General features: G+C 59.3%; 25 protein-coding genes and 1 tRNA gene. 13 read left to right on the top strand and 13 right to left on the bottom strand.

The genetic code is table 11. The annotated features are described in order from the left end of the window. Positions 1 to 42 precede the first annotated feature (42 nt). Together ACZ5C3_RS00635 and ACZ5C3_RS00630 are read right to left on the bottom strand one after the other, a co-directional pair. Positions 43 to 936, bottom strand: a complete 894-nt coding sequence (locus tag ACZ5C3_RS00635; protein ID WP_464044429.1) for a methylated-DNA--[protein]-cysteine S-methyltransferase — start codon at positions 934 to 936, stop codon at positions 43 to 45. 68 nt (positions 937 to 1,004) lie between these two features. Beyond that, positions 1,005 to 1,526 carry a DUF2244 domain-containing protein gene (locus ACZ5C3_RS00630; RefSeq protein ID WP_464034489.1) on the bottom strand — a complete coding sequence of 174 codons (522 nt, stop codon included), beginning with the start codon at positions 1,524 to 1,526 and terminating at the stop codon, positions 1,005 to 1,007. Between the two features lie 22 nt (positions 1,527 to 1,548). Here ACZ5C3_RS00630 and nth point away from each other — a divergent pair, with 22 nt between their 5' ends. Next, complete coding sequence (nth, locus tag ACZ5C3_RS00625) at positions 1,549 to 2,340, top strand: endonuclease III (RefSeq protein ID WP_464038459.1); 792 nt, start codon at positions 1,549 to 1,551, stop codon at positions 2,338 to 2,340. 3 nt (positions 2,341 to 2,343) lie between these two features. On the opposite strand, the gene ACZ5C3_RS00620 is transcribed toward nth, so the two are convergent. Then, positions 2,344 to 3,096, bottom strand: a complete 753-nt coding sequence (locus ACZ5C3_RS00620; protein ID WP_464034488.1) for a sulfate transporter family protein — start codon at positions 3,094 to 3,096, stop codon at positions 2,344 to 2,346. 336 nt (positions 3,097 to 3,432) lie between these two features. Between ACZ5C3_RS00620 and ACZ5C3_RS00615 the strand changes: the two genes are divergently transcribed. After that, complete coding sequence (locus ACZ5C3_RS00615) at positions 3,433 to 5,532, top strand: glycoside hydrolase family 113 (protein ID WP_464044428.1); 2,100 nt, start codon at positions 3,433 to 3,435, stop codon at positions 5,530 to 5,532. Between the two features lie 26 nt (positions 5,533 to 5,558). Here ACZ5C3_RS00615 and ACZ5C3_RS00610 read toward each other — a convergent pair whose 3' ends face one another. Beyond that, positions 5,559 to 6,431: a YiiX/YebB-like N1pC/P60 family cysteine hydrolase gene (locus tag ACZ5C3_RS00610; RefSeq protein WP_464044427.1), complete on the bottom strand. Its 873-nt coding sequence runs from the start codon at positions 6,429 to 6,431 to the stop codon at positions 5,559 to 5,561. A gap of 350 nt (positions 6,432 to 6,781) precedes the next feature. Between ACZ5C3_RS00610 and ACZ5C3_RS00605 the strand changes: the two genes are divergently transcribed. After that, positions 6,782 to 8,227, top strand: coding sequence for a flavin monoamine oxidase family protein (locus ACZ5C3_RS00605; RefSeq protein WP_464044426.1), 1,446 nt, complete (start codon positions 6,782 to 6,784; stop codon positions 8,225 to 8,227). Between the two features lie 16 nt (positions 8,228 to 8,243). On the opposite strand, the gene ACZ5C3_RS00600 is transcribed toward ACZ5C3_RS00605, so the two are convergent. From ACZ5C3_RS00600 to rpmI, 5 genes are all read right to left on the bottom strand, one after another. Next, positions 8,244 to 9,200, bottom strand: coding sequence for an MBL fold metallo-hydrolase (locus ACZ5C3_RS00600; RefSeq protein WP_464034483.1), 957 nt, complete (start codon positions 9,198 to 9,200; stop codon positions 8,244 to 8,246). 74 nt (positions 9,201 to 9,274) lie between these two features. Next, entirely contained in the window at positions 9,275 to 11,683 is a 2,409-nt protein-coding gene (pheT, locus tag ACZ5C3_RS00595) for a phenylalanine--tRNA ligase subunit beta (RefSeq protein ID WP_464034481.1), read from the bottom strand. Continuing rightward, positions 11,680 to 12,762, bottom strand: a complete 1,083-nt coding sequence (gene pheS, locus ACZ5C3_RS00590; protein WP_464044425.1) for a phenylalanine--tRNA ligase subunit alpha — start codon at positions 12,760 to 12,762, stop codon at positions 11,680 to 11,682. The genes pheT and pheS overlap by 4 nt, the downstream gene beginning before the upstream one ends. 119 nt (positions 12,763 to 12,881) lie before the next feature. Next, the gene (rplT, locus tag ACZ5C3_RS00585; RefSeq protein WP_464034479.1) at positions 12,882 to 13,241 is read right to left on the bottom strand and encodes a 50S ribosomal protein L20; all 360 of its coding nucleotides are present in this window, start codon (positions 13,239 to 13,241) and stop codon (positions 12,882 to 12,884) included. A 65-nt stretch (positions 13,242 to 13,306) separates the two neighbouring features. Next, positions 13,307 to 13,507: a 50S ribosomal protein L35 gene (gene rpmI / locus ACZ5C3_RS00580; RefSeq protein WP_011470932.1), complete on the bottom strand. Its 201-nt coding sequence runs from the start codon at positions 13,505 to 13,507 to the stop codon at positions 13,307 to 13,309. 334 nt (positions 13,508 to 13,841) lie between these two features. On the opposite strand from rpmI, the gene ACZ5C3_RS00575 reads away from it, so the two are divergent. After that, a complete protein-coding gene (locus tag ACZ5C3_RS00575; protein ID WP_464034476.1) occupies positions 13,842 to 14,270 on the top strand; it encodes a hypothetical protein in 429 nt (142 codons plus the stop codon). Positions 14,271 to 14,387: 117 nt separating this feature from the next. Here ACZ5C3_RS00575 and infC read toward each other — a convergent pair whose 3' ends face one another. Next, on the bottom strand, positions 14,388 to 14,927 hold the full coding sequence (gene infC / locus ACZ5C3_RS00570; protein ID WP_464038458.1) for a translation initiation factor IF-3: 540 nt from the start codon (positions 14,925 to 14,927) through the stop codon (positions 14,388 to 14,390). 359 nt (positions 14,928 to 15,286) lie between these two features. Between infC and ACZ5C3_RS00565 the strand changes: the two genes are divergently transcribed. Both ACZ5C3_RS00565 and ACZ5C3_RS00560 read left to right on the top strand, forming a co-directional pair. Continuing rightward, the gene (locus ACZ5C3_RS00565; protein ID WP_464034474.1) at positions 15,287 to 16,084 is read left to right on the top strand and encodes an alpha/beta hydrolase; all 798 of its coding nucleotides are present in this window, start codon (positions 15,287 to 15,289) and stop codon (positions 16,082 to 16,084) included. Positions 16,085 to 16,132: 48 nt separating this feature from the next. Then, positions 16,133 to 16,603: a nuclear transport factor 2 family protein gene (locus ACZ5C3_RS00560; RefSeq protein WP_464044424.1), complete on the top strand. Its 471-nt coding sequence runs from the start codon at positions 16,133 to 16,135 to the stop codon at positions 16,601 to 16,603. Positions 16,604 to 16,611: 8 nt separating this feature from the next. On the opposite strand, the gene queG is transcribed toward ACZ5C3_RS00560, so the two are convergent. Together queG and ACZ5C3_RS00550 are read right to left on the bottom strand one after the other, a co-directional pair. Further along, positions 16,612 to 17,805: a tRNA epoxyqueuosine(34) reductase QueG gene (queG, locus tag ACZ5C3_RS00555; RefSeq protein ID WP_464034472.1), complete on the bottom strand. Its 1,194-nt coding sequence runs from the start codon at positions 17,803 to 17,805 to the stop codon at positions 16,612 to 16,614. Next, positions 17,754 to 18,446, bottom strand: a complete 693-nt coding sequence (locus ACZ5C3_RS00550; RefSeq protein WP_464038457.1) for a glutathione S-transferase family protein — start codon at positions 18,444 to 18,446, stop codon at positions 17,754 to 17,756. Before ACZ5C3_RS00550 ends, queG begins: the two co-directional genes overlap by 52 nt. 265 nt (positions 18,447 to 18,711) lie before the next feature. Between ACZ5C3_RS00550 and ACZ5C3_RS00545 the strand changes: the two genes are divergently transcribed. Then, positions 18,712 to 19,518 (top strand): undecaprenyl-diphosphate phosphatase, encoded by an 807-nt coding sequence (locus ACZ5C3_RS00545; RefSeq protein ID WP_464034470.1) that lies wholly within the window; start codon positions 18,712 to 18,714, stop codon positions 19,516 to 19,518. A 31-nt stretch (positions 19,519 to 19,549) separates the two neighbouring features. Here ACZ5C3_RS00545 and ACZ5C3_RS00540 read toward each other — a convergent pair whose 3' ends face one another. After that, complete coding sequence (locus ACZ5C3_RS00540) at positions 19,550 to 20,518, bottom strand: complex I NDUFA9 subunit family protein (RefSeq protein WP_464034469.1); 969 nt, start codon at positions 20,516 to 20,518, stop codon at positions 19,550 to 19,552. 147 nt (positions 20,519 to 20,665) lie between these two features. Here ACZ5C3_RS00540 and ACZ5C3_RS00535 point away from each other — a divergent pair. The 6 genes from ACZ5C3_RS00535 to lptB all read left to right on the top strand — a co-directional run bounded on the left by ACZ5C3_RS00535 (position 20,666) and on the right by lptB (position 24,812). Then, a tRNA-Leu gene (locus tag ACZ5C3_RS00535) sits at positions 20,666 to 20,752 on the top strand. A gap of 79 nt (positions 20,753 to 20,831) precedes the next feature. Beyond that, positions 20,832 to 21,221 (top strand): DUF930 domain-containing protein, encoded by a 390-nt coding sequence (locus ACZ5C3_RS00530; RefSeq protein ID WP_464034467.1) that lies wholly within the window; start codon positions 20,832 to 20,834, stop codon positions 21,219 to 21,221. A gap of 90 nt (positions 21,222 to 21,311) precedes the next feature. Then, a complete protein-coding gene (locus ACZ5C3_RS00525) occupies positions 21,312 to 21,926 on the top strand; it encodes a ribonuclease D (RefSeq protein ID WP_464034465.1) in 615 nt (204 codons plus the stop codon). Positions 21,927 to 22,122: 196 nt separating this feature from the next. Further along, the gene (gene lptC / locus ACZ5C3_RS00520) at positions 22,123 to 22,821 is read left to right on the top strand and encodes an LPS export ABC transporter periplasmic protein LptC (RefSeq protein ID WP_464034463.1); all 699 of its coding nucleotides are present in this window, start codon (positions 22,123 to 22,125) and stop codon (positions 22,819 to 22,821) included. After that, positions 22,818 to 23,546 carry an LptA/OstA family protein gene (locus ACZ5C3_RS00515; RefSeq protein WP_464044423.1) on the top strand — a complete coding sequence of 243 codons (729 nt, stop codon included), beginning with the start codon at positions 22,818 to 22,820 and terminating at the stop codon, positions 23,544 to 23,546. Before lptC ends, ACZ5C3_RS00515 begins: the two co-directional genes overlap by 4 nt. A 150-nt stretch (positions 23,547 to 23,696) precedes the next feature. Further along, on the top strand, positions 23,697 to 24,812 hold the full coding sequence (lptB, locus tag ACZ5C3_RS00510; protein ID WP_464044422.1) for an LPS export ABC transporter ATP-binding protein: 1,116 nt from the start codon (positions 23,697 to 23,699) through the stop codon (positions 24,810 to 24,812). Positions 24,813 to 24,825: the final 13 nt, after the last annotated feature.

Here is a 24,825-nt window from a genome sequence, read left to right as displayed (position 1 = left end):
TCAAATCGTCTCCGTTTAACGGAGACGATTTTTTACTGAAGCTTAAACGTCGCAGAAGCGACCGGTTTCCCACCCAAGCATGGCCTGCTTGCGTGTCGTGCCCCAATGATAGCCGGTGATTGCGCCGCTCTTGCCAAGCACGCGATGGCAAGGCACCACAAATGAAATCGGATTTCGCCCGACGGCCGCGCCAACGGCGCGTGATGCCTTCGGCGATAGAATCTTGTTTGCCACATCCGAATAGGTCGTCGCCTTGCCCATCGGAATCTTCAGGAGGGTCTCCCAGACACGCACTTCGAAGTCGGTGCCGATAAGAACAACGCGCAACGGCTGATCGGCGCACCATTGCGAGGAATCGAAGACGCGTTGTGCCAGCGCGGTGGTGCCGTTCTGGTCATGGACATAGGTGGCCAGCGGCCAGCGTCGCTTCATATCCTCAAATGCGGGCAGCTCGTCGCCTTCATCCGCGAAAGCCAATCCTGAGAGGCCCCGTTCGCTCGCGATCACAACCGCAACGCCGAACGGTGACGGATGGAAGCCATAGCGCAGGGTTGTGCCTTCTCCGCCCTTCTTCCATTCCCCCGGTGACATGGCTTCATGAGTGACAAACAGATCGTGCAGCCGGCCCGGTCCCGAGAGGCCTGAATCGTAGGCTGCATCCAGCACACTTGCGGAATCACGCAGCAGGCGCTTGGCGTTATCCAGCGTCAGGGCCTGCATGAAGGCCTTCGGCGTCAGCCCGGCCCAGCGGCGGAACAGATGGTGCAGCTCGTCAGGGGTGAGGCTTGCGGCGTCAGCCATGGCCTCGATGGTTGGCTGGCTCCGCCAGTTTTCTGAAATGAAAGCGATCGCGCGCCGAACCGCGTCGTAATCGCGGAGAGCCGCGGAAGCTGCGGGTTTGACGAGCCGCTGTTCAGAAATGATCGGGGTTGCCATAGCAATGTTCATCATATGCTGGATGTAGGCCGACAACGCTCTGACCTCCACCCGATTTCTGCTTCGAATTAGGTCACGGGATTGTAGGTGGGGCCGCGTTTGGCAGCCTGGAGGGCTGCGCTTAAGGCTTTGGCAAAACTTGCTTTTTCATCGGGGCCAAGGAAGCTGCCGACGGACAGGCGCCGCCCGCGGGACACCAGATAGAGCTTCTCGATTCCGAATTCTTCATGGACCTGTTTGTCGAGCTGCACCCAGAGCGGATTGAGCGTCCATTCGACAACGCGGCCGCGGTGGCTGACGCGGCGGACGCGCAGTTCATATGGCGTCACAACGATGTCTTCGGTGGCCGCCGCCCGGCGGAAGTTCAGGCGAAACGCCCAATACACGATCAGAACGTCGAGCCCAAAAAATCCGAAGACCGGCCATGCGCCCATCAGCAGAAATACGAAGCCGGCGATGAAGCTGACCGCGGTGAGAAATCCCATCAGCGCTAAGAAACCGCTGCGGCTGAGAGACCGATGCGGCGTCAGCCGCGCGGAAAACAGCGGCGCATCCTGCGGTGGAGGATCAAAGTCGTTGCGATTGTCCATAGCGGTTCACTATACCGGCATCATGGCAAAAAAGACCATCACGTCCCGTTCAAAAACTCCCTCGAAACCTCGCGCTCCGAAAGCCGTCAAGCGGCCGGCGAAAGCTGCGCAGCCCAAGGCAGGCAAGGCGCCCAAAAGCAAGAGCTCTATAAACAAGAGTTCTAAAACCAAGGCTTGGACGCCTGCAGAAGTTTACGAGGCCTTCAGCCGTTTCCAAAAGGCGAATCCGGAGCCGAAGGGCGAACTCGAACACCTCAACCCCTACACTCTGCTGGTTGCGGTGGCGTTGTCCGCACAAGCGACCGACGTCGGTGTCAACAAGGCCACCCGGCATCTGTTCCCTATCGCCGATACGCCGCAAAAGATGGTGGCGCTGGGGGAAGAGAAACTCCGCGACTACATCAAAACCATCGGGCTTTATCGGACCAAAGCAAAGAACGTCATCGCACTGTCGGAACAGTTGATTGCGAACCACGGTGGCGAAGTGCCGCGCTCACGCGAGGAGCTGGAGAAACTGCCGGGTGTGGGACGCAAGACGGCCAACGTCGTGCTCAATATCGCTTTTGGCGAACCGACCATCGCGGTCGATACGCATCTGTTTCGCGTCGGCAACCGCACAGGCCTCGCGCCGGGAAAAACCCCGCTGGAGGTCGAACTCGGATTGGAGAAAATCATCCCGGCCGAGTTCAAGCGGCATGCCCATCACTGGCTGATCCTGCACGGACGCTACACGTGTGTGGCGCGCAAACCGCGTTGCGAGGTGTGTCTAATCAACGATCTTTGCCGTTGGCCGGAAAAGACTATTCCGGCCTAACAATTACGTTGTGGAGACTCCCGCCTTGCGGGTGGGCTCGATGAGTTCCGGCCGCGGGCCCGAAAGCCGCTTGTGCATGTGAACCATGAAGGCCATGCCGAACAACGGCGTCGCCAGATTGATGATCGGAATCGACACGAACGCCGCAATGAAGAGGCCCGCGGTAAACACCGTCGTGGCGTTCTGCTTGCGCATCAATTTGGCCTCTTCCGGCGTCCGGAAGCGCATGGCCGCGAGTTCAAAATATTCGCGGCCCAGCAACCACGCGGTCGCGATGAAGAATGCGATGACGCCTGCGCCCGCGAAAAACACAAACGGCAGCGCAAGCAGGTAAACGAGAATGGTCAGCAGCGCGGTTTTTGAGCCTTCGATCATCGCGCGGCCGATCGGGAGCGCCATACCGGGGCGCTCCGCCGGATAGTGCTCGCGCTCGACGATATCCGCCACGTCATCAACGAACACGCTCGCAACCAGCGATGTGATCGCCGGCATCAAAAACACTGCCCCGGCGATGATGCCTAATCCAGCTGCAATTGAGATGAACCACGCCAGAATATTCAGCGGCGTGTGGAAATTGGGCCCAAGCATCGTTTCGGCCCAGACCTCTCCCGATCCGGCGAGCCAGCTCAGCAACCGCTGTAGCAGAACTGCGACGACGACGATCAGCACCAACGCGAGACCGACCGACTTCCACAGGATCGCTCGCATCGGCGGCGACAGGATTTGTGACAACGCCTTGAATGCGGCGTCAAGCATGGCGTCTCGCTCCTAAAATCTCATGAGAATTAGATACCGCAGCCAATTTCGGCAAGTATTGGGATAGGTCGCAAATCGCGACATTTGCACTCATTTTGATCGTGAACTGTTGGTGGTGCCGTCAGGTGTGAACGACCGCCGCTACAAATCACTGTTTGGTCATTGCGTTGGCCGATCTTTGACGGATTGCGTTCGCAGCATGTGCCTATGGCGGTGCTTGCATCGCGCTGTGGGGCGTCATTCTGACAAATCTACATGAATTGCGGCTGAACAAGCCCGCATTCGCCTGCGCGTCATCACGCCAACCAAGAAGCATTCCAAATCAAGGAGACAGTCATGGCAGGTGTTTTCGATATTCAGGGATTTGGATTCAAATCCGACTATAACGGCGAATTCCGGACAGACGCTGCGCACGACGCGTTGGACGGTCTGGCTGCTACCCACGCCAACTCCATATCGATCGCGCCGCGCATATTCACAGAGGGAAAAAATTCAAACGAAGTCATCGCTGATCCCAACAAGACCGAAAGCGATGCGAACATAGCTGCGACAATTGCGGATGCGCACAATCTTGGGCTGTCTGTCCTGCTCAAGCCGATGCTCACCGGCATCGATGGAACCAATCAAGGTCAGCTGACGCCCAGCAATGTTGATGCGTTCTTCGCATCCTACAAAGCTGAAATGCTCGATCTCGCCCACGTCGCCGAGCAAAATCACGTCGAAATGCTCTCGATCGGCAACGAACTCAGCAAGCTTTCCGATGAGCAATACCGCGATCATTGGGTCGATTTGATCGATTCCGTTCGAGCTGTCTATCACGGCCAGATTACCTACGCTGCCGCCACCGATGAAGCGCACAATGTCAGTTTCTGGGACAAGGTGGATGACATCGGAGTCAATGCTTATCCGCCACTTACGACAAAAACCGATCCGACTGTGAGTGAGATGGTTGCTGCGTGGAATAACGTTTCGGCCGACGACTACTGGGCCGCTGCCATGGATCACAAGTCGCCTGTGGATTTCCTGCATTCTCTCTCGGTCGAACACGGCAAGCCGGTGTTGCTGACCGAAACCGGATATCGCAGCGTTGATGGCACCAACATCGCGCCCGGCGGAGGAGGTGGCAGCAACACTCCGGACGTGCAGGAACAGGCTGATGCGTTCAACGCGTTCTTCCAGGTGTGGAGTTCAGAGGGCGGCAGCTGGTTCAAAGGCGCGCATATCTGGGACTGGGATCCCACCAACACCTATTCGCCCACGGGATATTCCCCGATGGGAAAGCCGGCCGAGCACCTCATCACCGAATGGTTCAATGGGCAGCACACGCCACCGGCACTCACAATTAACGGCTCGCCTGCGGCGGATCTGATCGATGTTGGCGGCGGCAATGACACGCTATCGGGTGGTGCGGGCAACGACATCATTCGCGGCGGCGCCGGCGATGATCATATCACCGGCGGCCCCGATGCCATTCCGCATCTCGCAAACACCACCATTACCGTCACAGGTTACAGCCCGCTCGTCGATGGCGTCGGGGCGAAGATGCAGGTGCTGGTGAATGGGGAGCAGGTCGGCGCGACGGTCGAGTTTCATCCGGCATCGACGTCGTCCGAGTATCAGACCTACAGCTTCACCTTTCCGAATCCCGAGAAGGTGACGAGTCTGGATTTCTCGTTCATCAATGATGCGATCACGAGTGGAGGCGACCGCAATCTCTACATCAAGGATATCACGGTCAACGGTGAACATCTCACGGCTGTAGACGCGGATAATCCAAGCTCACCAGGCACGTGGAATCTCTATCAGAACAGGGCAATTCATTACGACACAGGCGGTCATCAGGATCTGTTCTTTGGGTCCTCGACTGACGACGATACGCTCGACGGTGGTCCGGGCAACAATGTAATCCATGGTGGCGCCGGTAATGACCTCATCACCGGTGGAACGGGAAACGATCAGTTGTACGGAGATGATGGCAACGATCACCTGATCGGTGGCGGCGGCAAGGATGTCATGTATGGCGGCGCGGGCCAGGATAAGCTTGAAGGCGGCGCCCAGACCGCGAGGATGTTTGGCGGCGATGGCAACGACCAGCTCTATGGCGGTTCTGGCAACGACAATCTCTCAGGAGACAACGGCAACGACGTTTTGAAGGGCGGCGCTGGAAATGACTATCTGAGCGGTGGCGCTGGCAGCGATACGTTCGTCTTCACGCCAAATTTCGGTCACGACGTTATCGCCCAATTTGACGACACGGCCGCGGCGAAAGACGTCATTCAATTCAGCAAGTCAGTGTTCGCCGATTTCAACGATGTGCGGTCACATATGGCGCAGGTGGGCACCAGTGTGGTCATCACGCTCGATGAACATAACTCGATCGAAATTCAGCACACGACGCTGGCTCACGTTGGAGCCGACCACTTCTGGTTTGTATGATGGAGGCCTGCGAATGGCGGATCGATTCAGGCGGCTTCGTGTGCCGGCACTTGATCCGTCAGTGTCTCGAGCAAGGGAACTAGTGTGGAATCGGGCGTCGCGAAGATGCCTTCCGGAAAGGGATCCAACTCGCCCGTCACCTCCGGGGACGGCTTCGTCGTATCGGCCCAATGCAGTGCCGTATAGTCAAAGCCACGGACGATGGTCGGCTTGACGATTTCGAAATAGGGGGAGATGTCGAAGTCCCGCGGCATATAGAGCGACGAATCGCGAATATGCAGGATTTCTTCCTTGGCCTGACGGCTCGCGGCCTGCGTGATCTTTGGAAGAATCGGATAGCGGACTGCGCCGAAGGCCTGCGCGATCAGGGCCGAGCAGATAATCTTGGTGGGATCGCCTGAGCCCAGCGAAATCATCCGGCGACGCCATCGCTGCGGCAGCGGCACCGGGATGAGATAGCGCATCAGGTCGACGATGTTTTTCGTGTCGTAACCAAAGCCAACGCGGTTGATGGCGTAGCGGCACACGGTGGTGCGGTCCTCGTACGACAATCCAACCGGGCGGCAGATCCGTGTATGATACGAAAAATATTTTGAGAGCGGCGCCGTGGTGACGCCTTCGCCGATATACGCCTCGACCAGGACGTGCGGTTCGCCGTCTGGTTCCACCGCGCCGGCAACGGGACCGACATAAAGCGCCGCGTGAGACCAGGTTGATTGTGTGAGATACTTGATGATGCCGGAGATGCGGCTGTTGCCCTCCACCAGCAACACGTCGCCGGGCTCCATCAGATCGCGCAAGCGTTCCGGGTCACTTGGCGTGAACGGTTCATAGCCAGGCACTTCTTTCTGAAGGTACTTGGCGATAATTTTGCCGACGGTATCGAGCATGACGCCCATGGGAGCCCCCGAGCGGCGCATTCTGGCCGCTTTCTTGTTGGCTCATCTTGGTCGAAACCAATTTCGATTTAGTTCATGGCGCAAAATGACTGATAATGGGATGTTCACCATGATCGTTGCTGCGAGGCCTCTGATGCGGCAAGTTCGCTAGTGCGGTGGTTCAGAAGTTCGCTTGATTTTCCTGCGAGTCCTTCCAGCGAACTTCTGAACCAGAACCGCACTAGAATCATAGATTTACTAGTGTCCTTTCGAATCCAAAGTCCGCTATGGAGCGCGCTGCATGCTGAGGCGGACTTTGGATTCGGGACACTAGATGTTCCGCCATTCGGTCGAGATTTGGAAACCATGACATGACAATTACGCGGCGCGACTTTCTGTCTGGCTCAGCAGCGCTGGCTGTTACGCCGATTGTCGCAGGACGCGCGTATGCGGCACCTCCGCCACGCGATGCCGATGTGGTTGTGATCGGAGCGGGCGTGGCGGGCATTGCTGCCGCACGGCGCATTGCCGCCGCCAACCGCAAGGTCGTGGTGATTGAGGCCTCGGACACCATCGGCGGACGCTGCATCACCGATAACACCGCATTCGACGTTCCATTCGACCGTGGCGCGCGCTGGCTCTATGGAGCAGATAGCAGCCCGGTGGCGAAGCTTGCCCGTGGCGCAGGGGTCGATATGTACCCGGCTCCGCGGGGCCAGCGTGTTCGCATCGGCCGCCGCAATGCCCGCGCGGGTGAGATGGAAGATTTCTTGGCGACATTGGCGCGTGCGAACCGAACATTGGGAGACGCGGTTCGAGGCAAGCCGGACATGCCTGCCGCTGCGGCTCTGCCAAAAGATTTGCGCGAATGGACAGGTGCCGTGGAATTCCTGCTCGGTCCCCACGCCACCAGCAAGGATCTTCAGGATCTGTCTGCGCTCGATCTCGTTGCCATGACGCCGCATGACGCGCCGTTGGCGTGCCGTCAGGGTTTGGGAACGCTGATCGCAAAGCTTGGTGCACAGCTTCCCGTTCAGCTCTCTACGCCGGTGAGGCAGATCACGTGGAGTGGGCGAGATGCCCAAGTTGAGACATCGGCCGGCAGGATCACGGCGAAAGCTGTGATCGTCACGGCATCCACCAACGCGCTGCTGTCTGGCAAGATCAAGTTTTCGCCTGAGCTGCCTAAGCGCCAGCAGGATGCTGTCTCCAAGCTAGGCCTTGGAAGTTATGATCACATTGCGCTGGAATTGCCGGGCAATCCGTTGGAGCTCGCGCGTGACGACGTTGTGATCGAGCAGAGCGCCGACCGTAGCACCGGATTGCTGTTGGCCAACGTTGGTGGCTCATCCCTGTGCCAGATCGATATTTCTGGCTCTTTTGGCGCCGAGATGTCAGCGCGGGGGGAAGCCGCGATGGTGGCGTTCGGAACCGAATGGCTGACGAAACTGTTTGGCAGTAATTTTGCCAAAAGTATCAAACGCACGACCGCGACGCGCTGGAACGATGTGCCCTACGTGCTGGGAGCAATGTCGGCAGCGGCTCCGGGCGGGCAACCCGCGCGCAAGATCTTGATGGAGCCGTTGGGCAGTCTGTTCTTCGCAGGCGAGGCGGCTCACGAGTCGCAGTGGGGCACGGTGAACGGAGCCTGGGAAAGCGGCGAGCGCGCAGGTGACGCGGCTCTCCGCAAACTGGGCGGCCAGAAGGACAGCCCGGTTGCAGAGCGTCCAGCGAAAAAGACTCGCCGGACTTCACGCGCGGCAGCCGAGGCTCAGGCGCCGGCACCATCGCGCAGTATGTCCTGGCCTCGTAATTGATGCTCGATCCGGATCGTTAGACCGGCAGGTTCAATTCCATCAGATCCTTGGCGACGACGACTTTGCCGTTGAAGTGCTTTCTGACGCCTTCGGTCCAGTTGTCGTCCGTCACCAGGGGATCATCACCCGGCACAAAGTGGCTGAGCACGAGTACCTTGACGCCAGCGGCTGCGGCGATACGGCCGACATCGTCAGTGGTGGTGTGGCTGTCCATCAGATGTTTCTTCAGCGTGGCGCCGTTCTTGGTTTTCAGCACCAGCCGATCGACCGCAGGTTCGTACATGGCTTCGTGAACGAGCACGTCGGCGCCTTTGGCGAATTCCGCAAGCTGCGGATTGTAGCTGGTGTCGCTGGAGAACACGACGGTGCCATCCGACGTCTCGAACTTGTAGGCGAAGTTGTCGGTGATCGGCGGATGCGGGGTGCGAAACGCGGTGACAGTGACGTCATCGGTTTTCAGCACCACGCCGCTATCGGTGATGTCCTTGGCGACCACCAGCTTGCGGATGTCTGGCCTGCCTTCGTCTTCGATGCGCGTATCGATATCGAAGCGATTGAGCTCCCAATAGGTGCTGGTCATGCGCACCAGGCCGGCGGGGCCGAATGTGTGGACCGGGGTCGACAGTCCCGCTGCCCAGGCGTTGTAGAGGAGGTTGCCGTATTCCAGATTATGATCGGAATGGTGATGGCTGATGAAAACGTACTTTACTGATGGAATCGGAATGCCGGCGTTGACAAGCTGCCGGCTAACGCCCATGCCGCAATCAATCACATAAGGCGTGCCATTGACGATCAACGCATTCGCGGGGTTCGATGCACCAACGCCGACACGTGGACCACCTTTGGTCCCGAGAAAGACGATCCGCGAGCGCGGATTTTTGGCAGCCTCTTGAGCGAAGGCGATCGATCCTTCTGACAGGGCCGCGGCCGTACCAGCAGCGGCAAATTTGAGAAGGTCTCGGCGATCGATCATTCGAAGCTCCCGGCAAAGATTTTAAGTTTGCCGGAAGCTAAAGCGAGGCAGGATAATTGCAAGATTCTTGCAAATTATCCGCGCAACACGCCGCCAGTTTTCTTTGTGACTTCGGCGACGATCTTGGACGCAACCGCTTCGATTTCCTGATCGGTTAGCGTCTTTTCACGCGGTTGCAGCGTGACGGCGATCGCAACGGATTTCTTCCCGTCATCGATGCCCTTGCCCTCGTAGATGTCGAAAACCGTCACGTTCGTGATCAGCTTGCGATCGACGGCCTGCGCGGTGCGGACGATATCACCAGCCTTCACATCGCGATCGACAATGAATGCAAAGTCGCGCGACACCGGCTGGAACGGCGAGAGCTCAAGCGGCGGCTTGGCACGGGTCGGCTTGGCCTTCGCATCCGGAATACGCTCGAGAATGATTTCGAAGCCGACCAGTTGGCCTTCAGCCTTCAGAGCTTCCAGCGTGCGCGGATGCAGCTCGCCGAAATGGCCGAGGATGTTCTGCGGCCCGATCTGGATCGTGCCGGATCGTCCCGGATGCAGCCATGAAGGGCCGCCCGCCACGATCTGCAGTCCCTGCATCGGTGCGCCAGCGGCGGCAAGCACTGCGAGTGCGTCGGCTTTGGCATCGAATACGTCAACGCTCGACGAGCCGGACCAGTGGCGTCCCGTGCCCTTGGCGGATGCCAGCGCGCGCCGGATGCCGCTCGCCGCAACGAATTGATCTTGCGGCCGGTCGCCCCGGAAGATCTGTCCCACCTCGAACAGCGCGACATCTGCAAAGCCGCGATCGGCATTGGCTTGCGCCGCTGCGAGCAGGCCCGGAACGAGCGAAGGCCGCATATCCGACAGGTCGGAGGCGATGGGATTGGCGAGTGCCAGTTCAGCCTGTCCGCCGCCGAACAATTCGGCCTGCGGCTTGGAAACGAACGACCACGTGATCGCCTCGGTCAAACCGCGCGAGGCAAGAGCACGCTTTGCGCGGCGTGTGCGCAGCTGGATCGGCGTCAGCACCGGCTTGCGCTGTGCGTCGCCGCGCTCGAACGGCGTCAATGGAACGCTGTCCACGCCGACGATACGTACGATTTCCTCAACAAGGTCGGCCTTGCCGTGAACGTCGGCGCGCCATGATGGCACGGCCACTTTCACCACAGGGCCTGATCCCGCAATCATGAAGCCGAGATGGCTCAGGATGCGGCGCATTTCCGGAAACGGCACGTCGATGCCGGCGAGCCGCTTCACTTCGGAGATCGGAAACTCGATGATGCGGTCATCGCCATGGGTCTGGCCGGCGACGAAGATCTCGGACGGTGTCCCGCCGCACAGATCCATGACCAGCTTTGTTGCCATTTCGAGACCGGGCAGCATGAAAGCCGGATCAACCCCGCGCTCGAAGCGATAGCGTGCATCGGAGTTGATGCCGAGCTTGCGACCGGTCTGCGCAATGTTGATTTCATTCCACAGCGCCGATTCGATCAGCACGTCGGTGGTGTTCTCGTCGCAGCCCGATGCTTCGCCGCCCATGATGCCGGCCAGCGATTCGACGGCATGATCGTCGGCGATCACGCACATGCTCTCATCAAGCGTGTAGGTCTTGCCATCGAGCGCCAGCAAGGTCTCACCGTTTTTCGCGCGGCGGACAACCAGATCGCCCTTCACCTTGGCTGCGTCGAACACGTGGAGCGGGCGTGCGCGGTCGAAGGTCATGAAGTTGGTGATATCGACCAGTGCGTTGATCGGACGCAGACCAATGGATGTTAGCCGCTGCTGCAGCCATTCCGGCGACGGGCCGTTCTTGACGCCGCGCACGAGGCGAAGAGCGAAGCCAGGACACAGCGAGGGTTCTGCGATCGTCACCTTCACAGGTGAGGGGAATTCACCCTTGATCTGCTTCGGCGCCTGATCCTTGAACTTGCCCATGTCGGCGGCGGCAAGATCGCGCGCGATGCCGTGAACACCGGTGCAGTCCTGACGGTTCGGCGTGAGGTTGATCTCAATGACTGGATCGCCGAGCCCGGCCCACTCGGCGTAAGGCTTGCCGATCGGTGCGTCCGCTGGAAGCTCGATGATTCCATCGTGATCTTCGGACAGCTCCAGCTCGGCAGCCGAGCAAAGCATGCCGCGGCTTTCGACGCCGCGAATGGTGCCGACACCCAGCGTGATGTCCTTGCCGGGGATGTAAGTGCCGGGTGGCGAGAATACGCTAACGAGACCGGCGCGCGCGTTGGGCGCACCGCAAACGACTTGCACCGGGGCGCCGCCGTCGCCGGTATCGACCGTACAAACACGCAGGCGATCCGCATTCGGATGCTGTTCTGCGGTGATCACCTTGGCGATGGTGAACGGGGCTAGCGCCTTCGCCTTGTCGTCGAGATGCTCGACCTCAAGCCCGATCATGGTGAGCTTGTCGGCGATCTTCTCGAGCGGCTCGTCGGTGTCGAGGTGCTCTTTCAGCCAGGAGAGGGTGAATTTCAAGACGACAATCCTCCCGCCAGGGTCGGTACTTCAAGCGGCTTGAAGCCGTAGTGATTGAGCCAGCGCACGTCGGCCTCGAAGAAGGCGCGCAGATCCGGCAGTCCGTATTTCAGCATCGCGATGCGATCGATGCCCATGCCCCAGGCGAAGCCTTGATAGACATCGGGATCGATGCCGCAGGCGCGCAGCACGTTCGGATGAACCATGCCGCAGCCGAGAATCTCGAGCCAATCCTCGCCTTCGCCGAAACGAATCTCGCCCTTGTCACGACGACACTGAATGTCGACTTCCAGCGATGGCTCCGTGAACGGGAAGAACGACGGACGGAAACGCATGTTGACGTTGTCGACTTCGAAGAACGCCTTGCAGAACTCCGACAGAATCCATTTCAGGTGACCGAGGTGAGAACCCTTGTCGATCACCAGTCCTTCCACCTGATGGAACATCGGCGTGTGGGTCTGATCGCTGTCGCAGCGGTAAGTGCGGCCGGGACAAATCACGCGAATCGGTGGCTGCTGGCTCAACATGGTGCGGACCTGCACCGGTGACGTATGCGTGCGCAGCAGGAGCCGTGAGCCGTCGGGCTTCGGATTGAAGAAGAACGTGTCGTGCATTTCCCGCGCCGGATGGCCTTCGGGGAAATTCAGCTTGGTGAAGTTGTAATCGTCGGTCTCGATGTCCGGACCTTCGGCGATCGAGAAGCCCATGTCGGCGAAGATCGCGGTCAATTCATCCATCACCTGGCTGATGGGATGAACGCGACCCTGCTCGGTGGGTGTGTCGCGCGTCGGCAACGTGACATCGATGGTCTCGGAGGCGAGGCGGGCATCGAGTGCGGCATTCTTGAGAATGTCGCGGCGCGCCGTCAGCGCCTGGGAGATATTGTCTTTGGCGGCATTGATGGCGGCGCCTTCGGTCTTGCGCTCCTCGGGCGACATTTTGCCCAGAGTGGCCAGCAGCGCGGAGATCGAGCCCTTTTTGCCAAGCGCGCCAACGCGAACCGCTTCAAGCGCAGCTTCATCGGCCGCGGTGGCAATCGCGGACAGGATTTCGTTTTCGAGAGTCAAAAGATCGGACATGCAAAGCCCCATCGGGAACGGTTTGAACAAACCGCCCGGCGGGGATCAAATTGCCCAGCCGAACGGAGCGGGGTGTTGTTACACCCCGGTCGTGTCGGCCTCGTGCAAGAGGGGCAAGCTTACGCCGCGAGTGCGGCTTTGGCCTTTTCAGCGATCGCCTGGAAAGCCGCGGGCTCGTTGATGGCGAGATCCGACAGAACCTTCCGGTCGACAACGACGCCCGACTTGGCGAGGCCGTCGATAAATCGGCTGTAGGTCATGCCGAGCGGACGCACAGCAGCGTTGATGCGCTGGATCCAGAGCGCGCGGAAGTTGCGCTTCTTCAGCTTGCGGCCAACGAATGCGTATTGCTGGGCCTTGTCGGTCGCAGCCTTGGCGGCGCGGATGGTGTTCTTGCGGCGGCCGTAGAAACCCTTGGCGGCCTTGTAGACTTTCTTGTGCTTGGCGTGAGCCGTCACACCGCGTTTAACGCGAGCCATGACTGATCTCCTTCATCTGAAAAATACAATGGTGACAGAGAGCCGCGCGAGGGCGCGGCAGGCGATCAGGCGTTCGGCAAGAAATACTTCTTGATGTTTTCGCCGTCGGTCTTGAACAAGATGCGCGTGCCGCGCAGCTGACGAATTTGCTTCTTCGTCCGCTTGATCATGCCGTGGCGTTTGCCGGCATGGGCAGATACCACTTTGCCGGTTCCGGTCACTTTGAAGCGCTTTTTAGCGCCCGATTTGGTCTTCAGCTTGGGCATTTTGCTCTCCTGTTGCACGGCGAGACCGCGCCAAAAGCGCGTTGCCGGCTGAAAATGCTCGTTAGAGCGTTGAAAATGCTCGACTTATTCCCGAGTGGAAGATGGTCGGCACGATCATCGCCACGGCAGCCCTTAATCAGCCGGGCGATGAAGTTGGGGCTTATTGCAGAGAAAGGCCGAATTGGCAACGATTAACGTCGAATTTGGGCCGCGGACACCGCGCCACATCTTGCCGAATAGAGCGGACGTTGAATTTGGCGCACTGGCATGTCGCCACATTCTGCTTATATCGAGGGTAGCACGAAATCCCCTAAAGATCGCGAGGACCTGCCTGATGGCAAGAAAAGCCAGAGCCAAAGCTATTGCCGTTTCCCAGAACGCTGTTTCCCCGGCAATTCTTCGTTGGCTTTTTGCCGCTCTCGCATTGGCTGCGGCGATCGCGTTGGCCGGCGGAGCCAGGGCCGGCGCTGCGTTCGATGGCGCCTGGAAAGTGACCATCATCACCCAGTCCGGCAATTGCGATCCTGCCTACAGCTATCCGGTGAAAGTGGCTGACGGCCGCATCAGCTATTCCGGCGACGGCAGCTTCGATATCTCCGGCCGCGTCGGGGAGGCGGGCGCTGTGAGCGTTGCTATTGGACGCGGCGATCAGAAGGCGAGCGCGAGTGGCAAGCTGTCCGGCAATTCCGGTTCCGGGCAGTGGAGCGGCAAGTCAGCGACTACAGCGTGTTCCGGGCGCTGGGAAGCGACCCGAAGCCTCTAACTGTTGAGGCAGGAATATCAAATGGCGCTGCGGTTTCACGGCGCCATTTTTTATGGCCAAACGAAAACAGCCCGCCGGTTTGGCGGGCTGTTTCTGTAATTTCAAAACGCTTGGCAATCAGCGTGGCGCCAGAACCATAACGACCTGGCGGCCTTCGAATTTGGCGTCCTGCTCGACCTTGGCAACTTCAGCAACCTCGGACTTTACGCGGTCCAGAAGCTTGGTTCCGATTTCCTGGTGAGCCATTTCACGGCCGCGATAGCGCAGCGTGATTTTGACCTTGTCGCCTTCTTCGAAGAACCGGAGCATCGCGCGCATTTTCACGTCGTAATCGTGATCGTCGATCATCGGCCGGAGCTTGATCTCCTTGATTTCGACGGTTTTCTGCCTCTTGCGAGCTTCAGCAGCCTTCTTCTGGGCCTGAAACTTGTATTTCCCGTAGTCCATGATCTTGCATACGGGAGGATCGTTATTCGGCGAGATCTCGACCAAATCCATACCGGCTTCTATCGCCATTTTCACGGCGACCGATGTCTCGACGGTGCCGAGATTTTCACCATGCTGGTCGATCAGCTGGATTTGGACATTTCGAATTTCATCGTTGATGCGCGGTCCGTCTTTGGCGACGGCAACCGGGGCTCTGTTCGGACGGCGAATGGGTAGTTCTCCAATGCTGTTAGTGAAGGGCTTAGTTTGAATGAATACGGTGCTGCGGGCAAGCGCGGCGATGGTTCAGAACGTATTTTCCGATGAAATGGAGCGGAAAAGGCATTAGTCACGAAACCATCAAATAAGCAGCAAGCCGCTCAAGCGGAACATTTTACATTTGGTTCAAATAAAGGCGTGGCATTTGGTGCGCAAGCATTGCGGTGCTATCTCGCGCGCAAAATCCAATGCTCGTCGACCAATTTTTAACCTTGTGGTTCCCTGCTGTTCGCCGCGCGCGCAACCCGCGCAGCCAATTGACGCATCAACGACCGCATATCAATAACGGTCAATCGGACGAATAGGTTCACATGAGCTCAATAGATGGTTCCGCCGGGCCCGACCCGGTCTTCATCAATGTCGGCAGCAATGCCGCGCGTCGGATCGCGGTCCGTGCGCGCACCGGTGACGCGCCGGGGTTGTTCTGGCTTGGCGGGTTCAAGTCGGACATGAAGGGGACCAAAGCGCAGGCGCTTGATGAATGGGCAGGCGAGAATCGCAGGGCATGTATTCGCTTTGACTATTCAGGGCATGGCGAGTCCGGTGGAGACTTCGAGGACGGGACGATCGGGCAGTGGCTCGAGGAGAGCCTTGCGGTATTCGAGGCGTGCTGCGAAGGACCGCAGGTCGCGATCGGCTCTTCCATGGGCGGCTGGATGGCCCTGCTGCTGGCACGGGCCCTCGCAAAGCGCAAAGGCGCATCCCGCGCGACGTTGGCCGGGCTGGTGCTGATTGCACCGGCGCCGGATTTCACTGAAGAGTTGATGTGGAAAAACTTTCCGCAAGAGATCCGCGACGAGATCGCGACCAAAGGCGTTTGGTACCGTCCATCCGAATACGGTGATCCCTATCCGATCACTCGTAACCTGATCGAAGAGGGGCGCAATCATTTGCTGCTTGGTGGCGCAATCAATATCGGATGTCCGGTTCGTATCCTGCAGGGCGCACAGGATCCCGATGTGCCGTGGCAGCATGCCTTTTCACTGACGCACTGTCTGCCCAGCGACGATGTCGTCCTCACATTGATTCAGGACGGTGACCATCGGCTGTCACGGCCGCAGGACATCGCCCGCATGCTGGCGGCAGTCGACGAGTTATCGATCGGTTGACGCGCCGAGCTCTTCCGGCACAATCGAACCTCAAGCCGGAAGGTGATCATGCAGCCAGACACACTGCTTCGGGAGTTTTGTCGCGCGGTTGAACAGCACGATGGACGTGCCTTCGCAGCGCTGTTTACCGAAGACGGCGTCTACCACGATGTTTTCTACGGCGCTTTCGCGGGCCGCGCGAAGATCGCACAGATGATCGATGACTGGTTCTATCGAACCGCCACTGATTTCCGGTGGGAGATGCACGATCCGGTCAGCAACGGGCGAATGCTTTATGCGCGCTATACCTTCAGCTATCGGTCGCTGCTTCCAGAGGCTGAGGGCGCGCGTGCCATGTTTGAAGGCGTTGCCATTATGGCGCTTCGCGATGGCTTGATCGCGGAATATAGCGAAGTGGCAAATGTCGCGACCGGCTTCGTCGATATGAAATTTGCTCCCGAGCGCATGGCTAAGATCTTCGCCAGGCAGGGCGTTGCGCTGAAGGCTAGGCCCGAGATGCGACGGCACCTCGCGAATTAGATCGGTTGTCAGGCAACCATCGCTTCGCAGGCTTGCCACTCGTTGCGCACTGTCTCGTCCGCATCATTCGAACGCGCTGCAAGTTCTGCAAAGTCTGCGGACGGCAACAGACGTGCCAGCGCCCAGACAGCTGCACCTCGCACCAGAGGATTCGCATCCTCAAGCAGCTGCCTGGCATTTTCGGCGAGTGCCGCGTCGCCGGAGTTGCCGATGGCGATGAGAACATTGCGAATGAAGCGATCGCGCCCGATCCGCTTGATCGGTGATTTCGTGAAAAGCGCGCGGAAAGACGCGTCGTCGAGTTGCGAAAGTTCGGCCAGCGACGGTGCGCGCAGTTCCTCGCGCGCTTTCAGTTTCGCCTCATGTCCCTCCTGGGCGAACTTGTTCCAGGGGCATGCTGCCAAGCAATCGTCGCACCCATAAATGCGATTGCCCATGGCCGGACGAAATTCATGCGGGATCGGGCCCTTATGTTCGATCGTCAGATACGAGATGCATCGCCTAGCATCGAGCTGGTACGGCGCGGGGAAAGCATGGGTCGGACAGGCATCGAGGCAATTCCGGCAGGAGCCGCAATGGCTGCCGCCGTCGCTGTCGCGCGGCAAATCGAGTGTGGTGAAGATGGCGCCGAGAAACAGCCATGAGCCGTAGTCGCGCGACACCAGGTTGGTGTGCTTGCCCTGCCAGCCGAGGCCTGCAGCATGCGCGAGCGGCTTTTCCATCACGGCGGCAGTGTCGACGAACACTTTGACGTCTCCGCCTGCGTGGGCGAGCAGCCATCGAGCGAGGGCTTTCAGTCGCTTCTTGATCGGATCGTGGTAGTCATCGCCGCGCGCGTAGACCGAGATTGCGCCGCGTGTTGTCTGTTCGAGGATGGACAGTGGATTTTCGTCAGGGCCGTAGTTTACGCCCAGCATGATCACCGAGCGGACATCGCCCCATAGCACTTGCGGATGAGCGCGGCGCTGCGGCTCGTTGGCGAGCCAGTCCATGTCGCCATGGCTTCCGCTATCGAGAAACGTCTGCAGGTGTTCGGCAGCGCCTGCCGTTGCGCCGGGATCGGTGATGCCAATCGCGCTGAAGCCGAGCGCATGCGCCTCTTGGATCAATGCCGCTTTGACGGCAATCGGGTCGAGAGCGCTGTCCTGAATCAGAAGTCGAGGTCCATGTAATGGGCGGCTGCCGGGAACCCCGCCAGCCACTCGTTCAGCAGCGGCCGGAACGAGGGACGGGATTTGATCCGCACATACCATGCCTTGGCCGCGTCGTCCTCGTTCCATGGCACATCGCCCAGGTAATCGATCGCGGACAGATGGGCGGCAGCGGCAAGGTCGGCATAGGTGAGACGATCACCCGCCAGGAAATTCCGCGTCCGCGCCAGCCAGCCGATATAGGCCAGATGATAGCGCACATTCGCTTTCGCCGCCCGCAGAACATCCGTTGATGGCGCACCGCCGCCCTGGTCGCCAGCCATGAACCGCTTGTAGATCCGTTCGGTCACCAGCGGGCCGCTCGCCTCGTCGAAGAATTTATGGTTGAACCATGCCAGCAGACGGCGAACCTCGATGCGTTCGGCCGTCGCCTGCGGCAGCAGACGATGCTCGCCGAGCAATGCGCCGTGACGTTCGTCAAGATATTCCGCGACGATGCCGGCCCCCGGAATAGCCGGGGCCCCCTCTGCCATCAGAACCGGCGTCGTGCCGGCGGGGTTCAGAGTGAGAAATGCTTCACGGCGATCCCACACCCTTTCCTCCACGAGCCGGGAATCCAGGCCGTGTTCGCCTAACGCAAGCCGCACAAAACGCGATCGTGGGCAAAAAGGATGATGAAAAAGGGTGAACATGAAGGTGTGATAGTCCATTCAGATTTAACAAAGCGTCTCGAATGGCGGTTAACACGCCCGGCCGGTTGAGACGAAAGGGGATACACAGCTTCGCCATCTGCCGTGTCGTTGTGTCGATTTGAAGTCCGCGCCGGATGTATTTGCCGTTGCGGCGGCATGCCGAATGGGCGACAAGTTCGCCGGTCCTGGAACACTCGCATCCCGTTTCGGTGGGCGCCTCCTGCGAATGTCAAATCCACTCTACTAGCCTTGCGGATGACCCCTGATGTTAGCTGATTTCTTGAGAGCCCTCGTCCTCGGTATCGTCGAGGGCGTTACCGAGTTTCTGCCGGTCTCGTCCACGGGGCATCTGCTGCTGGTGGAGCGCTTCTTCAATCTCGATCAGGACAATTTCTGGAAAAGCTTCGCGGTGCTGATTCAGCTCGGTGCGATCCTGGCGATCCTTGTCATCTATTTCGGCAGACTCTGGCACATCGCCACGCGAATGTTCTCCGATCCCGCCGCCCAGCGATTTGTGATCGGCGTACTGGTGGCATTCCTGCCCGCGGTGGTCATGGGATTGTTGTTCGGTCATTTCATCAAGGAGCGTCTGTTCAATCCCTGGGTGGTTTGCTTCTCGCTGATCGTTGGTGGTGCCGTTCTGCTGTGGGTCGACCAGCAGGATTTCAAGCCGCGCTATCATGATGCGACGACGTTTTCGCTGCCGATGTATCTCGGCATCGGCGTGGCGCAGTGCGCAGCGATGATTCCCGGCGTCTCGCGTTCCGGCGCTTCGATCGTGGCCGCGATGCTGTTCGGCGCGGACAAGCGCGCGGCGGCGGAATTCTCGTTCTTTCTCGCCATTCCGACCATGGTCGGCGCGTTTGCGTATGATCTCTACAAGAGCCGGAATGACATGACGATGGACCATTCCCTGGTCCTCGCAGTCGGCTTTGTCGTGTCTTTCATCACCGCGATCATCGTGGTGAAGACGTTCCTTGGCTACGTCACTCGCCACGGCTTCGGGCTGTTTGCATGGTGGCGCGTGGCAGTAGGAACGCTGGGCCTGATTGGTTTGGCTTTAGGGTTCTAATCCTGCCGCACAACGGAACGGCGCGTCGGAATTACGCGCCGTTATGTGCGAACTGTCCGGTCTTGCGGAAGCGCCACAGATAGGACGGCGCGATGGCTTCCAGCGAATCCGGCGTGATGCCCAAGCCTTCCAGCGTTAGCCCAGCGGACTTGGCTGCGTCAGACACAACATTGTCGCTTCGCAGCAGTTCGACCTGATCCGGGGTCAGCTTCAGGTCGCCCGGTGCAAATTGCAGGAACATCGACTGGAGGCGCGCCAGTCCGAACGGCAACGGAACCAGCGCCCGGTCGCGCTGGGTGATGGATAGGATCGCCTCGAGGATTTCCCGCATGGTCATGACTTCCGGGCCGCCAAGCTCATAGGTGGCCCCCGGTTTCGTCTTGCCGTCCACTGCATCGGCGATCGCGGTCGCGACATCGCCGACGAACACCGGCTGCAGCCTGGTCAGTCCACCGCCGATCAGCGGCAGCATGGGCGACATGCGCGCCAGGGCCGCAAAGCGGTTGGTGAATTGATCTTCCGGACCGAACACCACCGATGGGCGCATGATCGCGGCCGAAGGCGATGCAGCGAGCACGGCGGCTTCACCGGCGGCCTTGGTGCGGGCGTAACGCGAGGTAGATGAAGCATCGGCACCGATGGCCGAGACGTGGACGACCCGCGCACCGATCTCGCTGGCGGCGCGGGCAATCGTCTCGGCGCCCTTGGCTTGAACAGCGTCAAAGCTCTGAGCGCCACCCTCGGCAAGAATGCCCACCAGATTCACGATGATGTGGGCGCCTCGGGCGGCGGCCTGGACCGACGCGGGGTAGCGCACATTGGCCTGAACGGGGTGAATTTGGCCGACTTTCCCCAGCGGCTGGAGGTGCCCGGCCAGTTCGGGGCGGCGGACACCGACCCGGATGCGATAATCGCGCTTGGCTAGCGCGCGAATCACATGCCGGCCGAGGAACCCCGATCCTCCGAAAACGGTAACGAGCGTATCGATGGGCGCTGGCATGGGGCGATTCCTGGGCAAGTTATAACGCTGGATGCGGGCATATCCCGCGGTTCGGCGATATGCCAGCATTTTCGCGTTGAGAAGATGCCGGGTTTCTATCAGCTCAATTTGACAAGCGGACGGCCTGTCCGTAGTAAACCGCTCCGTGCCCAGGTGGCGGAATTGGTAGACGCGCTGGCTTCAGGTGCCAGTGGCTTAACGGCCGTGAAGGTTCGAGTCCTTTCCTGGGCACCAGCAACTTCAAGAAGATCTTACTCTTCAAGAAGTTGAGCCCCTTGGGTATTGCGCCCGTCCTCTTCGCAATGGTCCTCGCGTGAAGAATCTCCTCTTTGTTTTGCTCGCAGTAACTGCTGCGGTCACGCCATCCTTCGCTATGGATCCGCGCTTCGCGGCGAGCCTGAAGAAGCTGGATCCGCAAACGCGGCTGGAGCAGGTCTGCGACCTTGAGGCTATGAGCCGTATTGCAAAGGACGCGCGGTCTTTCCGTCCCGATCGTGCCAAGACCGATGTGATGTCGCACCCTCAGCATATGGGGGATACCGTAAAGGGGGCCGGCGGTGCATTTCGCAGCAAGGGCCATTGGTATTCGTTTTCGTTTGTGTGCAAGGGTAGCCCCGACCACATGAGTGTTCTGTCGTTCAGCTATAAAATCGGCGAACAAATTCCAGAATCGAAGTGGGCGAGTTACGGGCTTTGGCGTTGAGGCTTCGATCACCTCTCGTCGATAAAAATATCGAGCGTTAATTTAGACTGTGCCGATTCGACGGCTTTGAAAAGCAGGGTGCTGTGAACCATGACCATCCGTCTGCATCGCGGCGATTTGCCGGATCTTTCGCGTTATACGCAGTCAGTCGCGATCGACACCGAAACGCTGGGGCTCAATCCGCACCGCGATCGGTTGTGTGTTGTGCAGCTGTCGAACGGTGATGGCACCGCCGACGTGGTGCAAATCCCGGCCGGTCACACCGATGCTCCCAATTTGAAGAAGCTGCTCGGCGATCCCGGCGTCACCAAGATTTTTCATTTTGCGCGGTTTGATCTCGCAGTGTTGTCGCAGGCTTTCGGCGTGATGCCGGCGCCGGTGTACTGCACGAAAATCGTTTCCAAGCTTGTCCGCACTTACACGGATCGGCATGGGTTGAAGGATCTCGTGCGTGAGGTGCTCGGCGTGGAATTGTCCAAGCAGCAGCAGTCGAGCGATTGGGGCGCTGCGACGTTGACGGACGCGCAGCTTGCTTACGCAGCCTCTGATGTGTTGCACCTTCATGCCTTGCGCGAAAAGCTCGACGCCATGTTGGCGCGGGAAAACCGCGAAGCGCTGGCACAGGCCTGTTTCGAGTTTTTGCCAACGCGCGCCAAGCTCGATCTTCATGGCTGGGAAAACGACGACATCTTCGCTCATTCGTAAGAGTGTCTTTGGTTGCCGCGCGGGCAAGGTTGCCTCGGTCTCTCTTTTTCGAAACATGCTTAAAGCCGCCTCGTTTCGGTCACACTCGTTGGCCTGATGGCGGGGTAGCTTACCTAGCGCGACAAGAAAGCCGGGCTGTAAAGGGCCGGCTTATCGCGTAGAATGAAGCGGGGCATCCGGTGTTTCGGAGCGGGTTTTGTATTCGATTCAGAGCCAGAACTATCAGGCGGACGCCGATGCGCGTTACGCGCGTGCAAAACGCCATAGCCGGCGTGTGCGCCAATTGCGCATTGCCGTGCCTGTGCTGGTTGCTGCTGCCCTGCTGAGCATTGTCGGAATCTCGCTTTTCAACCCGTTCAGGATTTTGGCTCAGCTGCCGATCGATCTGACAAAGTTGGCGGTGTCCGGCACCAAGATCACTATGGACTCACCGCATCTTGCGGGCTTCACACCGGACCAGCGACCTTATGAGCTGTGGGCCAAGTCTGCCGTCCAGGATGTCACCAATCCCACCAATGTCGAGTTGAACGAACTGCGCGCAAAGGTTCAAATGGAAGACAAGACGGGCATCACGATGGATGCGCGCAGCGGATTGTTCGACACAAAATCGCAATTGCTGAATTTAAAGGACCGAATTTTCCTGCAGTCCTCGACCGGCTATGAGGCACGTTTGACACAAGCCGCGGTCGATATCGCAGGTGGGACCGTGTCGTCGGACGAGCCTGTTGCGGTGAAATTGCTTAACGGCACCCTCGATGCGCAACGCCTGAGAATCACCGAGAATGGCGCATTGGTCCGGTTCGAAGGCGGAGTTTCGATGATTTTGATTCCAGAGGATTCCTCTGCAAAGACGCCGCAGAATTCGACTTCTGCGCAGGACGCCGCAGCCAGATGATGTCGCCGGTTGATTGTTTGAAAGCAGAGACCTTGTTTCGTGTGAAGTCGCGCGTGTTGTTCGCGTGCATGATCGCTGTCGTTCTTTTTGTTACGCACGAGGCCGTGGCGCAGAGTACGACGACGGGCGTTCCAAATGCGATGCAGGGTTTCTCGCAGAATCGAGACAAGCCTATTCAGATCGATGCGGCGTCGCTTGAAATGCGGGACAAGGATAAGGCTGCGACTTTCAGTGGCGATGTCAAAGTGGTGCAGGGCGACACCACCATGCGCTGCAAAACGTTGGTCGTGTTTTACGACAATGACCAGTCTGCAGCCGGAGCGAAGCCTGCCCCTGCCATGAAGTCGGCGACACCGGGCCCGAGCGGCAGTTCGTCCATCCGAAAACTTGAAGCAAAAGGTGGTGTCATCGTCACCCAGAAGGATTCGACCGTGACGGGGGACACCGGTGTGTTCGACATGCGCGCCAATACGGTGACGATGATTGGCAACGTTCTGCTCACCAAGGAAAAGAATGTCCTGAAAGGTGATCGTCTGGTTGTTGATCTCACGACAGGTGTATCCCGGGTGGAATCGAAGTCGCGCGTTCAGGGCGTCTTCCAATCCTCTCCGACTACGAACGGGGCCCCTGGCGGGGGTGCCGCACCCACACCGGGACGGGATACTCAGCCTGGAAAACCTTTGAAGCTCAATAACTTGAATAGCTCAACACGGCGGCAAGGTTGAACCTGCCGTATCGAGCCTATATCACTCTAGCCGCTGACTTGAGAGCGTGAACGAGCGCATGCTGACAGGACAGGGCGGGGCTTTTGACTGGAATATTGTTGGAACCGCGCAAGCAATGCGACGACGCTCTAAAGGCTGATTGAAGCGGGTATGGTGGATTTGTTCCGCATGTTTCGTGGCCGCAACCGCGGCCCGGCCCCTGGCCGACAGGGGTTTGGCCGTTCGCGTCAGGACATCACGTCCTTGGGCGAGCGGATGGGGGATATGTTCCGATCCGTGGTTGGCGAGAAGCCGACCGCGCCCGCAGCGCGTCAGCCGGCGCGGGACCCCTCTGCTGCCCCCGTCAGGCGGGAGGTCGTTGCGGCTGTGGCGCGCGAGCCGCTGCCGGATGTCTACGATCCATCCGATTTCGCGCACGACGCGCCGCCTATTCCGCGGACAGCCCCGCGCGAGCCAGCGGTGTCGCGGGAGCAGCCAGCACGGAATGAAGCCCCACGGACACGGAGCGCATCTCCTCCGACGACAGCGCCCCGGGCCGCGCATGCGGGCTACCTGGCGATTCACGGCGTCGAGAAGAGTTTTGGCACGCGCAAGATTGTCCACGGCGTGAGCATCTATGTTCGCCGTGGTGAGGCCGTCGGTATCTTGGGGCCGAATGGCGCCGGTAAGACCACCGTGTTCTACATGATCACGGGTCTGATCAAGCCCGACCGCGGTCGCGTCGAACTGGACGGGCATGATGTGACGCAATTGCCGATGTATCAGCGCGCACGCCTCGGCATCGGCTACCTTCCGCAGGAAACGTCGATTTTCCGCGGCCTTTCGGTGGAAGATAACATTCGCGCGGTGCTTGAAGTCGTTGAGCCTGACAAGCGCAAGCGTGAGCGCGAACTGGATTCGCTGCTCGAGGAATTCAATGTGACGCGGCTGCGCAAATCGCCCTCGATTGCGCTGTCGGGCGGTGAGCGACGTCGTGTCGAAATCGCGCGCGCCCTGGCGTCGCGCCCGAGCTACATGCTGCTCGACGAACCGTTCGCCGGCATTGATCCGATTGCCGTTGGCGACATTCAGCAATTGGTGCGCCACCTCACCAATCGCGGGATTGGCGTTTTGATCACGGACCATAATGTCCGCGAAACGCTGGGTCTGACTGACCGCGCCTATATCGTTTATGCGGGCGAAGTTCTGACGGAAGGCAATCCGGAGGAAATCGTCAACGATCCCGACGTTCGCAGGCTCTATCTGGGCGAGGAATTCCGCCTCTAATACCCCCTGTCAG

The sequence above is a fragment of the Afipia dichlorophenoxyacetatis genome (assembly GCF_055386385.1).
Note: the sequence above shows the minus strand (reverse complement) of the source record. Positions and strands in the feature narration are given on the sequence as shown.